Origin of the sequence: Sphingomonas sp. Leaf67, from assembly GCF_001421965.1 — a bacterium.
Lineage (GTDB): Bacteria > Pseudomonadota > Alphaproteobacteria > Sphingomonadales > Sphingomonadaceae > Sphingomonas.
Genome location: NZ_LMLP01000002.1, coordinates 33,933 through 47,138 on the forward strand (window position 1 = coordinate 33,933; position 13,206 = coordinate 47,138).

Annotated in this window: 7 protein-coding genes and 2 pseudogenes; 2 read left to right on the forward strand and 7 right to left on the reverse strand. The window is 62.6% G+C overall.

What is annotated here, in order from left to right:
- Positions 1 to 2: 2 nt before the first annotated feature.
- Both ASE90_RS05625 and ASE90_RS05630 read right to left on the reverse strand, forming a co-directional pair.
- Positions 3 to 1,316, reverse strand: coding sequence for an MFS transporter (locus ASE90_RS05625; RefSeq protein ID WP_235531677.1), 1,314 nt, complete (start codon positions 1,314 to 1,316; stop codon positions 3 to 5).
- Positions 1,313 to 2,458, reverse strand: coding sequence for a mandelate racemase/muconate lactonizing enzyme family protein (locus ASE90_RS05630; protein WP_055997469.1), 1,146 nt, complete (start codon positions 2,456 to 2,458; stop codon positions 1,313 to 1,315). The genes ASE90_RS05625 and ASE90_RS05630 overlap by 4 nt, the downstream gene beginning before the upstream one ends.
- Before the next feature lie 211 nt (positions 2,459 to 2,669).
- Here ASE90_RS05630 and ASE90_RS05635 point away from each other — a divergent pair, with 211 nt between their 5' ends.
- Positions 2,670 to 5,531: a TonB-dependent receptor gene (locus tag ASE90_RS05635; RefSeq protein WP_162235052.1), complete on the forward strand. Its 2,862-nt coding sequence runs from the start codon at positions 2,670 to 2,672 to the stop codon at positions 5,529 to 5,531.
- Between the two features lie 301 nt (positions 5,532 to 5,832).
- Positions 5,833 to 6,111 (forward strand): annotated as a pseudogene (locus tag ASE90_RS18970) (IS701 family transposase); the annotation flags it as partial.
- Here the strand turns inward: ASE90_RS18970 and ASE90_RS05640 are convergent.
- The 5 genes and pseudogenes from ASE90_RS05640 to ASE90_RS05660 all read right to left on the reverse strand — a co-directional run.
- Positions 6,103 to 6,560 (reverse strand): annotated as a pseudogene (locus ASE90_RS05640) (transposase); the annotation flags it as partial. The pseudogenes ASE90_RS18970 and ASE90_RS05640 sit on opposite strands and share 9 nt — an antisense overlap.
- A gap of 138 nt (positions 6,561 to 6,698) precedes the next feature.
- Positions 6,699 to 8,228, reverse strand: a complete 1,530-nt coding sequence (locus ASE90_RS05645; RefSeq protein ID WP_055997478.1) for a DUF1593 domain-containing protein — start codon at positions 8,226 to 8,228, stop codon at positions 6,699 to 6,701.
- Between the two features lie 113 nt (positions 8,229 to 8,341).
- Positions 8,342 to 9,934, reverse strand: a complete 1,593-nt coding sequence (locus tag ASE90_RS05650; protein WP_082449605.1) for a hypothetical protein — start codon at positions 9,932 to 9,934, stop codon at positions 8,342 to 8,344.
- 50 nt (positions 9,935 to 9,984) lie between these two features.
- Positions 9,985 to 11,169 carry a family 43 glycosylhydrolase gene (locus ASE90_RS05655; RefSeq protein WP_200910791.1) on the reverse strand — a complete coding sequence of 395 codons (1,185 nt, stop codon included), beginning with the start codon at positions 11,167 to 11,169 and terminating at the stop codon, positions 9,985 to 9,987.
- A gap of 327 nt (positions 11,170 to 11,496) precedes the next feature.
- Positions 11,497 to 13,188: a glycoside hydrolase family 3 protein gene (locus tag ASE90_RS05660; protein WP_055997480.1), complete on the reverse strand. Its 1,692-nt coding sequence runs from the start codon at positions 13,186 to 13,188 to the stop codon at positions 11,497 to 11,499.
- Positions 13,189 to 13,206 lie beyond the last annotated feature (18 nt).

Consider the following 13,206-nt stretch of genomic DNA (forward strand, 5'->3'; position numbering starts at 1 on the left):
CGTCAGCGCACCGACTTGATCGGCAGGACCAGGAACGACCCCACGATCACGAACAACCCCGACACGATGAAAAGTGCGGGATAGCTGTTGCCGGTCAGCGAAAGCAGTGCGGCGGCCATCACCGGGCTGAGGATCTGCGGCACGTTTATCGCGGTGGTCAGGATGCCGAGGTCCTTGCCTGTCGTATCCTCCTCGCCCTCGCGTGCCTTGGGCAGCACCTGCGTCATCAGCGCGAGGTCGACCGACATGAACGCGCCGTAGCCCAGCCCGATCAGCACCGCATAGGCCATCATGCCGCCGGCCGTCGGCACGAAGAGCGGCATCGTCACCGCGAGCGCCATGACGAGGCTGGCAAGAAAGACCAGGGGCTTGCGCCGCCCGATCCGGTCGGACAGCACGCCCGACCCGAGCCCGGAAATCACCAGCGCGACGAAGGTGACGATCGACATCGTCGCGATCGTCGCGTTGGCGACCGACTGGCTGAGGCCGATATGATCCTGGAGGATGTAGAGCAGGTAGGTCAGGATCGCCTGATATCCCATATAGATCGCGAACCGCCCGGCGAACGCCCAGGCGAAATCGGGATGCTCGCGCGGGCTGATCCAGAATCCCTTCAGGAACGCGCCGAGCCGGAACGGCCGCGCCGCCGGCAGCGCGACACGCGGTTCCGGGTTGAACATCACGAACCCGAGCGACGCAATGACGATCGCACCACCAACGATGCCGTAGGCCAGCGGGATACGATTGGCGAGCGAGCCGGCGAAGAAGGTGCCGAACGACACGCCCGCCGTCATCGCGCCGCCGACCACGCCGGAGGCGAGGCCGCGCTCCGCCGGGGCGAAGCGGTCCGCGACCAGGGTGGTGATCGCGGGCTGCATCGCATTGAGCGTGACGACCGCCACCAACCAGATCGCAGTGATCCCGACCAGATTGCCGCCATGAGGTGTCAGGATGATGGCGATGCCGCCCACCGTGCCGCCGATCACGATCCACGGCGTCCGCCGCCCGAACCGGCTGCGCGTCCGGTCGGACAATGCTCCGGCGATGGGTGTGGTCAGCGTGCTGAAGACCGAAGTGATGGCGTAGATCACACCCAAGGTCTGCGCCTTGCCGGCGGGATCGAGGTTTTGAATCTGGTTGGGGAGCAGCACGCCCAGCACCGAGGCATAGAGCGTCAGCAGCGTGAAGAACACCGTGCCGAGCGACACCAGAAGTACCCATTTGCCGCGACCGCTCACCCAGTTCGCGCTGTGCGGATCGGCGGCGGCGAGCATGGCTGCCGGCTCCTCCAGCGACGGGGTCAGGCCGACGCTCACGCCGGACGTTCCCAGCGCGGCGCGGCCGGCAACGCATCCTCGGTCAGCGGCTCGGGCGTGCGATGCTCGTTCCGCGCCGCTGCGCTCAGCACGAGGCCATGGCCGGGGCGGTCATGGCCGCGGATCAGGCCGTCACGGATCACATAGGGCTCCTCGACTAGATGTTCGAAATTCTGGAAGCTGTATTCCAGCCAACGGACGCCGGGCAGCGCAAGCGCCATGTTGACGCCGATCTCCAGGAAGCTGTTGCCGAACGTCACCTCGACATTGTGTTCGCCCGCCAGCCAGCCGGCGCGCATCACGTCGCTGACCTGGCCATGGACATTAAGCATGTCGCACGCCTCCGCCTGCAACAGCCGGCGCTTTCCCGACACGTTCAAATATTCGCCGCTGTTGACGCGGGTGCCGGGGCAGGCGAGCCGCAGGCGCCGCAGCCCGTCGATATCGTCCCTCGGGATCGGGTCCTCGATCCAGTAGATGCGGTGGCCGGCGCGTGCGAACAGATCGAGCGCGGCCTGCGTCTCGGCCGCGGTCCATGCCTCGTTGGCGTCGATCATCACCGGCCGGCCGTCGTCCCCGGTGGCCCGTTTCAACAGGTCGAGTCGGTGAAGATCGCGCTCGACGTCCGGGTGGCCGACCTTGATCTTGTAGCCGCGATAGCCAGCCTGCGCGGCCCGTCCGAACAGGTCCGAGAAGTCGTTATCGGACAGATGGAAATCGAGGCCACTGGCATAGGTCGGAACCGCCTCGCGCTTCTCCCCCAGCAGCCGCCACAACGGCAGCTCCATCGACTGGGCGAACAGGTCCCACACCGCGTGCTGGATCGCCTCTTCGAAAGGCAGCAGCATCCGCCGGACGTTGCCGCCGCGCGGGCGGGTGACCTGAAGCGCGACAGCACCGGCTTCGCGCCCTTCGAGCAACGGGAACGCCTCCTGGCGGAACGCCGTCTCGACACCGGCCTCCGACATCAGCGGCTGGAAGAGCACTTGGATAAAGCCCAGCCCGGCGCGACCCGCCTCGTCGATCAGTTCGAGCGAGACGATGTTGGCCTGGGTGGCGAACACCTGCGCATCGCCGATCGGCCGGTCGCGGCGAAACTGAAAGCGTGAAATGCGGAAATCGACAATCCTGGTTCCACGCATCTTCACCCTCGTCCCTTAAATTTATGGTTCATCGTAGCGGCCAATCCAACGTGGCGATGCCTGCACCGTTATCGCCTTGTGCCTTAATCCCCAAAGATACGTCAATAGAAATGCCAAAAGACGACGATGATATTTCAGATTGACATCGGAACGCCATCCGATGATGGTTCCGTCAAATTCCGAACAGAATCGGAACCTGGAGGGGAAAGACATGAAAAAGGCATATCTGCTGGCCGCCGTCGCGGGCGTCGTATTCGTCCCATCGGCGCGCGCGCAGACCGCGCCGGTCGCGAATCTTCAGGACCAAGGAGTGCAGACCGGCCCCCAGACCGACTCCGGCGCTACGCCGCAGGACGCCGCCGCCACCGATGACATCGTCGTGACCGGAATCCGCGCCAGCCTGCGCTCGTCGCAGGCCACGAAGCGCAACGCCGCGTTGATCGTGGATTCGGTTTCGGCCGAGGACGTCGGCAAGTTCCCCGACGTCAACATTTCCGAGTCACTCCAGCGGGTGACCGGCGTCGCTATCGACCGGAACGGGGGCGAGGGCCAGTTCATCACGGTGCGCGGGCTGGGGCCGCAGTTCAACACCGTGCTCGTGAACGGTCGCATCATGGCGACGGACAATCCGGGTCGCGAATTCTCGTTCGACGTCCTGTCGCCGAACATGATCCAGCGTACGGACATCTACAAGAGCACGGTCCCCCAGTTGCAGGAGGGCGGTATCGGCGCGACCGTCAACATCGTCACCGCGCGGCCGCTCGAGGGCAAGGGCGGCGCGCATGTGACCATAGCTGCCGGCGGGATGTACGATACGCTCCGCGACAAGGCGAGCCCGGACGTTTCGGGGGTCGCGTCCTTCACCAACCAAGCCAAGACGTTCGGCGCGGTGGTCGCCGCGTCATACACCAACCGCTTCAGTCAGAACGATCAGTTCATTATCCATGGCTGGCTCCCGGGACCGCAGGGGCTGATCGCCGGCGGCGCGAATGCGGCCGGCCTCGGTGCGGCGAGCCTGGTGGATAGCGCAAGCAACATCTCCACGCCCCGCGACTCCACCTTCAACCGATCGCTGGAGAACCGCGAGCGGCTCAACGTCTCGGGGACCGTGCAGGGGCAGTTGAGCGACAGTCTGCTGCTGACGGTTGATGGTCTCTATTCGAAGTTCGACGCGTACAGCACGGGACGGACCTTCGGTGCCTTCTACACGCCGCGCTTCATCGGTCTATCGACCAACTCGAACGGCACGGTCATCGGTTTCAACCGGCCCGGCTCGCAGTTCCTGACCGCCAATCCGGCGCTCACCGACCCAGCGCTCGCCGACCGTCGGGTGACGCTGTCGCAGAACGATAACTACGCCTCCTATGCGAACCGCCTGACCACCAGCTATCAGGTCGGCGCGAACCTCAAATGGAGCGTCACCGACGCGCTCGATCTTAAGTTCGATGCGTCGAGAACCCAAGCGAAAAACCGGACGCCTAATGCCTTCGTCGTGGTCGGTTCTCTCGCGCAAACGTCGCCGCGATGGGATCTGGTGTCGGGCACCGAACTGCCGATCCTGACCAATCTGGGGCCGATCACCGATCCGGCGCTCATGCGTGCGCACTATACCTCGATAGGGGAGGGCCGGGTACGCGACTCCGGGTCGGAATATCATTTTGATGGCGAATTCCGCAACGACGACACCGGCATCGTCAAGTCGATCCTGTTCGGTGTCGCGTACAACGAGCGGAACAAGAACAGGACCAATGCGGACAATTCGGACACCGTCTGCTCCTACTGCGGCTACGACATTCCGATCCCGACGTCGCTGCTGTCGCCCTATGCGATGGACAACTGGCTGCCCAAGGCATCGGGTAGCGACCGGGCGCCGGTGGACTACCTGACCTATGATCCGATGGCGATCATCGCCCATCTGTCGCAGCCGAGCGTCCTGGCGCAGGTCCGTCAGGGCCGCACCGCCGCTGAACAAGCGGCCGAGGCCGCGCGCCAGCTGGCGCTGCCCGGCGGGCCTTTCGGTCTGCGCGATCGTCCCGGTCAGTTGCTGGACGTCCGTGAAAAGGTCTGGGCAGGCTATCTCAACATCGGGATCGGCGGTCCACGCTGGTCGGGCAATGTCGGTTTCCGCGTGGCCGACACGTCGGTGCTATCGCAGGGCTTCGCGCAGACGATCCGGTCGATTACGGTCAACCCCGGGGATGACAACCTTAACATCGTCTTCAACGATCCGACCGCGACCAGCGTGCGCAACCGGTACCGCAACTTCCTGCCGTCTGCGAACGTGAAATACAATCTCTCCGACACGATGTTGCTGCGTGCGGCGGCATCGCAGACGGTGACTCGCCCGACGCTCACCGATCTTGGCGTCGACAACAACTACACCGGTCGGATCACTGCGGCGGTCTCGGGCGGGGGCAATCCGGCGCTGCGACCGTTCAAGTCGACCAACTACGACCTGTCCTATGAATGGTACATCTCCGACATCAGCTATCTCAGCGTCGCCGGCTTCTACAAGGAGTTCTCCGACTTCCTCGAACAACAGACCCTGCCGGTGCCGATCGGCATCTATACCTTCCAGGACACGCGGACCCGCAACGGCGCGACGGGGTCGGTGGCCGGTGTTGAAGTTGGCGGCCAGCTGACCGCGGATCGCCTGACATCGGGCTTCTTCGGTGGGTTCGGTGTCTCGGGCAACTACACCTATGTATCCAGCACCGCCAATCGAACCGCAGCGACGAACAACAGCTGCGGGTACAATGGCCTGTCGCCGCACTCGGCGAACGGCAGTCTGTTCTTCCAGAAATATGGCATCCAGGCTCGCGCCTCCTATAATTGGCGCTCGTCGTTCCTGCGCACCTGCTTCAGCGATTATGGTCAGCCGGAAGATCGCCGCGCCTATGGCCAGCTCGACTTCAGCGCATCGTACGATATCACGCCGGCGTTCCAGGTCTATGCGCAGGGGGTCAACCTCACGCAGAACTATGTGTACGACTATTCGGTGCTCGAGGAGCGGGTGAAAAACGTCCAGAACACCGGCACCCGTTTCAATTTCGGCGTCCGCGCTTCTTTTTAAAAGACTTGCAGCTCCCTTTCACCTGGCAACCTTGGTTGTCAGGTACTTGTTGCTAGGGTGGCGCAGATTCGGGCCAGCACGACAAGTGGATGATGGCCTATGTCTCCGATGACCGGAATTGTTGAGCGGACGTCGATAAACGCAGTCGGCCCGGTGGAGCCGTTGTTTATGAGCGGTGACGAATAACAAGTTAGTAGCCTTACCGGATGGTCCGGTTTGATACTTAGCATTACAGTTGTTTTTTTTGATCGTGTTCTGATTCAATGTGTCACCGTGACGAGGAGGTCGTGGTGACGGGAGCATCGATCGAGGCGACGCTAGAGCCTTGGGCGAGGTGAAGGCGCGGATGCGACCATTGTTCAGTCAGGCGCGCGTAGCAGCATCGGCGAACAGCTTTCTGGATGGCCTGTTGGGCGATGAACGCCGTAAGACCGGCTGGATGCGCGCCGAGGCGGCTGCCGATGCCGGGCCATGGCGTCAGTAGGCGATCCTGCGCCGCGGGCGTTGGGATGCAGATGCCTTGCGCGACGTCGTGCGCGATTATGCCATCGAGCATCTTGGCGCGGAAGATGCGGTGCTGGACAGCGCGTCTTCGTCCCTTCCGGCGCCTGATCGTTAGAACCTCCTCGCTTAGAGCCGCTGAGTCTTTTTGCGGTTGATCGTGATGCCGTGCCTGCGAAGCAGGATTTGCAGCCGTCGATAGCCGAACCACCAGCGCTGCTGCGCCAGTTCGCAAAGCTGCGCCCGCAGGTCACCATCATCTCTTTGGCACGAGCGATACCGTATGCTCGTGCGGTCCGCCCCGAAGACCATGCACGCCCGCCGCTCGGTCATCCACAGCGTCGCCTGGAGATGCTCGACCGCAGACGCTTCGCGTCGTACACCTCCAGCCTGCCTAACTTCGCCTTCCACGCGTAGTAGGTCGCTAGACATCTCGTGCTTGCGGCATAGCTCCGTCACCACCGCACCTGACTCGGCCATCTTCAGAATGCCGACGATCTGCTCTTCCGAAAACTGTTTCCGCTTCATTCCGTCCGGTCCGTCGAGGGACCGGTCTTTAGGTCGAGGTAAATGGAGAACCGGGGGTCACGTTACATCAAACCTTGGGTAAGTGCCGGCACGCCGTCGATTTCGTCGTCCTGCGGCAATATGCCAGATCAGTAGCGCCTACGGCCGCACGTCAAGGATGACCCGGCGGTAGCTAGTCAGCGCCGGCTCTCCAGTATCGGTGACTTCGAGGATGATGTGGGCAACGCCGCCCCGGCAAGGCCGCTGCCTGTCAACCCAGGCTGGCCGACAAGCGGCAGTGGGGGTGACCGTCGCCCGTGCCTGCTCCGCCCCCTCGATTGCAAGGTCGGCCATAGCGACGTAGGGTCGATAGCCGGCCTCCGGATAATGAAACCAGCGGAATCGAAGCCTCTGCTTGTCGGGGTCGCGTGATCCGTCAGCGTCCAGAACGATGGGTTTGCCCTGCTGCGCCTCGATCGCTAACGGCTCACCCGTCGTATCGCGATTGACTATCGCAACCGGCGCATGGTTGGCGGCCGCGAATGGTTTGACCGTCCATTGCATCCGCGCCGCAAAGTCGTTCTGAAACGCGTTTCGCCAACGCCAGATCGTTGCCTGGTCGGAGACGTAGGTCCGACCATCGCTTCCGACGACGCTGTCCCGAGAGTCGACCCTGGAGCCGACTTCACCGCCATTGGACCAGATCGGATGGCTTTCCCCGTAGGGCTGGGACCAATTGTACCGGCCACCCCAGCCGCCCCAGTTCGGGCTGCGCCAGCTTTGCAATCCATTGCCGACGAACCACAGGTACGCCGGCGTATCGCCTTCCATAATGTACTCGTACTTCGGATAGTGCCGGCCGAGCGGGCCAACGCTGCGGACGTTCCGGTCAAGCCAGTCGTTCGTGACCTTCTCAAAGTCGGCGCCCGCGCCGTTGCGATAGAAAGCGTCGCCCGCAATGCCGCTCCAGGTCGCGGAAGCGTAGCCCGAGCCGTCCGCGTTCGACGGCGAGACGACGTAGAACAGGCTAGGGAACTCCCTTCGTATCCATGGGCCAGCATCGTCTTGGTCCGAAATAGAATAGACCCGCATTTTTGCTACAAAAACGGCAAGTTCAGCCGAAGTACGGCGTTCGCGGACGTCGCGAAGAGCTTGGGCGATCGTGTTGGCTCCACCCCACACGCTGATCCACAACGGACGCAAATCCGCGCGATCGACGGCAGCGATAAGGGCTTCCGATCCCGAGGTGGACTTGCCGGGCCCGACCGATGCCATGCCATAGCTCGGCTGGCCGGAGCTAACCCTTGCCGCCAGTTGCTGCGCTTCGGGCCAGCCTTTGGCATGCATGAGCAAGTTTGGCCGTACTTCGCCGTACGCATCGATGATGCCACGGATCGTCTCCGGATGAACTTTCTCTCGTAGCCAGGTCGAGGTGGTCGCCACTAGCCCCTCAATGTCCATTTCGTCCGTGTAGAGCATCAACCGGACCATCGACATCTGATCGTCCGGCTCGTTGCCCATGTCAGTGAGTACGAACACACGCGGCTTGCCGGGTACCCTGTCAGTGTCGGCGGCGAGCGCTAGCGGCGGAACTTGAGCGGAGGCAGCGAACGGTGCGAGCGAAACCAGGGCGAATCCCAATGTAGGCCAGAACTTCAATGCGCTTATAGCCTTATTCAATTGAGTCATCTTCAACAGCCCTCTGATCTTCCCTCGGCCACAAGACAGGTTGGTTAGCCGGATATGCGCTAGTCGCGCTCCCTTGGATTGGTGCGCGGAGCAAGGTGGCGAATGTGCGATCGTCATCGGCATGACAGATTGCTGGCGCCGGGCATCGCAAGAAAGCTGATGCTCGCGGCCGGCAGTCTGACTGATCCGCGGGCCTGCGCCTCGGGGCGCAGCGTCGGCATTGCATCGTTGGACCCCAATCGCAGCGGTTTTCCGTTGAGCTTAACCGTGCTGGCTTGCAGTTCGTCGGCAGTCAACGTGTAGCGTTGCGCCGGAGCCGTAAGCACTACGGTTGCCGCAGCGTGATCGTTAAGGTTGATGGCGACCACCGCGACGCCGCCGCTGGAACCGCGCAGGCAGTGGGCATAGAGGTGCAGGCGGCCGCGTTGCTCGCCCGCGTCAAGCACGGTTTCGCCCATTAGCCTGCGCCACAGTAGCGCGGCCCAATAGCTGGGACGGGGCAGTTCGGTGACATCATCGATCAGCGCATAGTCGCTGGCGGACAAAGTGTTGTGGAAGATCACGTCGACGCCGCGCTTGGCCAGCCGCGCCATTTGGTCGACGTACCGGAAGCTGTCGAGCCAGGTCGCGGCCCAGCGATCGCCGCCGCAGCCGGCCTGACCCATCTCAGTCACCCAGATCGGTGCGCCGGGCAAAAAGTGGTCGCGATAGGCCTTGTAGGCGTCGAACACTTGGTCGGCACGCGCCAGCCAAGCTTCGGAAAGTGCGTCCTCGGGTGCAATACCGGCAGTCTTGTCCATCGCCGCGCAGCGCGAAGAAACGGTACCGTAGAAATGGTATGAGAACGCGTCAAACGTCGGCCGGGGCTCCGCACTCATAAGTGCGGGCGTCGGGATCATGCCGCCGCGGGCTGGGAAGATGACAAACCCGCCTTCGCCGGTTGATCCCGGGCCTACAGTGCGCATCTGAGGCGCATCGGTCTCGACTAAGCGGCGGAAGGCGGCAATATCCTGCGCGAAGCGCGCGGCGGTATAGTCTTTGGGCACGCCGACCTGCGGTCCGACATTGGGCTCATTAACCAGCTCGGCCGCCACGATCTCCCCGCCTCGGTCGCGCGTGTAGCGGATCATCCGTCGCGCTTGGTCCGGATCCCAAGAGCCATCGGGGTTGCGCGCGCCTATGCCGACAGGAAACGACCCGACGATCGACGCATCGACAAATTTCGCAAAATCGATCACGCCCGCCCATTGCGGCCGGGTCAGCATACTCTCGAACCCTGCCGGCGGGCCGGCCGGCGCCGGCGTATCGGCGTCGTGGAAGAACACCCTGTTCGCCCAAGCGCCGCTGACGCGCATGTAGGCGGGGCCAAGCTCGCGGGCCAACGTGCGCAGGCGCCGGTCGTTCGCGAGATCGAGCGGCGGGCGCTTGCTGAACATGGCCGCGATGTCGACACCGCCACTGGTGCTCCGGTCGGCAGTCGCGGGCTTATCGCCAGGCTTGGCATAGGGCGCCCAGAAACGGCCGCCGACCACCTCGACCATCTCGACGTTGTACGATTGGAAACGCGGATCGACCTTACGCACCATCGGGAACGTGGCTGGGGCAACTGTCGCTTCCCGCGACGCATTCTGCCCCGGTGCCGGGGATGCCGGTATCAGCGCGGCTGCGGCGGCAAGCGCGGTGATGCTTACAGATGACGCTTTCATCACATACATTCCCTTTTATCGTAACTTCGGCGCCGCGGCGGGCCGCGACGTCAGGCGTACTCGTCGATCGTCCATTCGTCCCGCCATGCGATCGTGGGTCGGCCGTCCCGAAATTCGATCGGGAGCCACACGTAGCGCGAGATCGACGTGTTCACGTTCGCGATCTGTGCGCTGATTCCGACTGCGGAGCGCTCGGCCGGGCTCATCGGTTTGCGAGGTTTCGCCGTCGCCTTGGCGATCCCCGAGCGTACGAGCTCAGACAACTCGCCCGAGGCAAAATTGGGCCGGTCGGCGACATCGGGCATCCAGCGATCGCCTAGAGCGATATAGAGGTCGCGCTTGTCGGGATGTTTGAAGATGAAGCTTATCTGTGAATTGAACGACGTTCGCGACGGGTCCGTGGGGTGCAGGTCACCGATAGCGGTAAACGGTCCGTGGAAGCGATCGGCGACGGCGACGCTAGACGGGTTGGGAAAATACCCGGTCATCTGCGAACTAGTCAGGAAGACTTTACCCTCGCGCTGAAAGCAGGCGATGCCCTCCGGCGTGGCAGGCGGACGGCTACCCACGAAATGGCGAGTGAACTTTTCCGTGACATCGTCCCAACCGGCGGTCAGCTCGACGCAGACCACCTCTTCGTGATCATGCTCGAAATACATAAACGCTTTGCCGTCGCGGGGATCGATGACGATGTCGAAGTCGCCGGCCGCCATGCCCCCCGGCAACAGTCGGCGGTGGACCATGGTATAGGGTCCGGTGATAGCATCGGCGGTGAGCACCGCCCGATACTGCGGCTCGCCGCCTCGCCGCACCTTAATCCAGCAGACGAACTTGCGGGTGCGCGGGTTGAACAGGATGTGCGGCCGTTCGGGGAAACCCTTCGGGCTGAGCGGGGATGATGGATCGGCCGTGTCAGGAGGAATGATCGGTCCAAGATCCTCCCAATTGTAGAGGTCGCGTGAGCGGTAGAAGCGAATGCCCCAGCTCTCGATACCTTGCTTCCCGTCGGTAAATTCCTTGTTCTCGCCGTACCAGTAAAAATATTTCCCGACGGCGATGATGCCACCGGCGTGCGCTTGAATGGGCTTGCCGGCCGTATCCAACCAAATCTCGCCGGGACGAATACTGCGGCGCGCGGCTACACCTGTCAGTCGGGGTGTAGAAAGGCATCCGCCCAGCGCGAATGCGCTGAGCGCGGCGCCAGCGGTCATAAGATCTCTGCGGGTGGTCGTCATGGCTGAAAGTGCTCTCCATTAGAGAAATTTTATGGCGTTGTCCGTGCCGAAGTCTGTCAATGGGCGGCAATGCTGAATGGAGCTTCGTGCCGTCGACGGCGACAGGGGTACTGAAGCAAGTGATTGGGCGAACGAGTGCGACCGAGAGGTGCCGCTCGCAGGCAATGCCTCCACTGTCGATCGTCCCGAAACCGTCGCGCACGCCTGACACCGGACCGACATCCAAGGAAACCATAGGTCCCCGGACGTGACCTGGGACTTGCTGCTTAGGAGAATATTGTACACATGATGGCGCTTGCTTCGCTCTGAAGATGAAGATGCTCGTTACTACGGCTTGAACTGAAGACCGAAGCCGTAAGGGTAGAGCGGTTTCGGGCTATCGTACGCAACGTCTTCCTTCTGCTGGCGGACAGCCTCCATTGACGAGGGAAGCTCGAATGGCAACTTGGCCGTCGGGCGCACCTTCCCTATAATAAGATTCAGGATCGCCTCGTCGCTCGCTCCAAAATTGCCAATCAGTGCGGTGGTCGACGACCGGACGTTAGTGAGGATCGCGGGACGTTCCAGGTATATGCTAGCGATTACCGGCACTTTTTCGCTAGCCTCCCGTATCGCTTTCAGGTCGGCATTGTCGTCTTTGAAGTCGAGGTCGCCTTCATGGAGAAAGTGGGCACCGACGTGGTAGGGGTGCAGCTGCTGGTGGGGGGTCACCGTCCGCATGATCGCCAGATCTGCGTTGGCGAGCTTGTCGACCACGGTGAACCCGGCGGCACGAGCCGCGGCCGGATCAACGTTGCGCAAGAACACCTTCTTGCCCGCCGGAACAAGCGGCAGCAGATTGCCGCGGTTCTCCAACAGTACCAGCGAGCGCTGCTGTGCGTCGAGCGCGGCATCTCGAAAGGCGGACTGTCCGACGATACGGCTCGCAGCGGCCGGATCGACATAGGGGTTCTCGAACAAACCCTGCTTGAACTTGACGGTCATGACCTTGCGCACGATCCCGTCCAATCGCGCCTGCGACAAGCGGCCGCTCTTGACCGCATCGGCGATCGGCTTGAAGTCAGTTTCGTCGCCCAGCTGGTCTACGCCAGCCTCGATAGCGCGCACAATCCGTTCGTTCTTCGGGACCTCCTCCATGCCCCATGGCTTGCCGAACTGTATTTCCCTTCGGTCGAGACCGGGTTTATATCCGGTCTGGCAGCCGCCCGAGCAATCCTGAACGATACCGAAGTCGGACAGGACGATGCCCTCGAACTTCTCTTGCTCGCGCAGCACGTCCTGAAGAAGATGCTTGCTAAAGCCACCCGCCACTGGCTCATAGCCGGGCGCGCGAATGATCGAGTATGTCGGCATGACGCCGGTTGAGCGTGCAGCGAAGGCGGGACGGAAGGCGGCGATGAAGTCGCCCAGTCGATTGCCGGGGTAAACCGAGTTCCGCCCGTAAGGATTGTGGCTGTCCAAACCTTCGGGCTGTGCGCCATAGCCTGTAAAATGCTTTACGATCGTCGCCACGCCGGACCGCGTCAGTCCGCGTGCGCTGCCTTGAAAGCCCTCGACGTACGCACCGGCATGCCGTGCCACGGTGCGCCAGTCCTCGCCATATGTGCCCGATACGCGTGACCAGCGCGGCTCGGTCGCCAAGTCCGCCTGCGGTGACAGCGCCATGGTGAAGCCGACCGCTCGATATTCCCTTGCAGCAATCGCGGCAAAGCGTCGGGTCAGCGCAGTGTCATTGATTGCTGCGAAGCCGATGGCGTCGGGCCACTTCGAGAAGCCCGTCGCTGCCACGTTGGTCTGCGTCGTCTCGACAAAAACGTTGCGAGGGTCCGTGCTGATCGTCAGCGGGATACCGAGGCGGCCGGTCTCCGCGACTTCCTGTGCAAGATTGTTGCGCTCCGCCAGCTTTTCCGGTGCGGCATTATAGCGGGAATCCATGCTGATGATGCCGCGTTTCACGACATCGTCCTTGTCGGTCATCACCGGATGGACGGCGACCGCAGCCTTTTCATCCAGCCTCATTCGCTTGAGAAGGTCGGT

Bases quoted from the DNA above. Each gene is read 5' to 3' on its own strand.
- ASE90_RS05630 (WP_055997469.1), bottom strand. From the start codon at position 2,458: ATGCGTGGAACCAGGATTGTCGATTTCCGCATTTCACGCTTTCAGTTT.
- ASE90_RS05635 (WP_162235052.1), top strand. From the start codon at position 2,670: ATGAAAAAGGCATATCTGCTGGCCGCCGTCGCGGGCGTCGTATTCGTC.
- ASE90_RS05645 (WP_055997478.1), bottom strand. From the start codon at position 8,228: ATGACTCAATTGAATAAGGCTATAAGCGCATTGAAGTTCTGGCCTACA.
- ASE90_RS05650 (WP_082449605.1), bottom strand. From the start codon at position 9,934: ATGAAAGCGTCATCTGTAAGCATCACCGCGCTTGCCGCCGCAGCCGCG.
- ASE90_RS05655 (WP_200910791.1), bottom strand. From the start codon at position 11,169: ATGACGACCACCCGCAGAGATCTTATGACCGCTGGCGCCGCGCTCAGC.
- ASE90_RS05660 (WP_055997480.1), bottom strand. From the start codon at position 13,188: ATGAGGCTGGATGAAAAGGCTGCGGTCGCCGTCCATCCGGTGATGACC.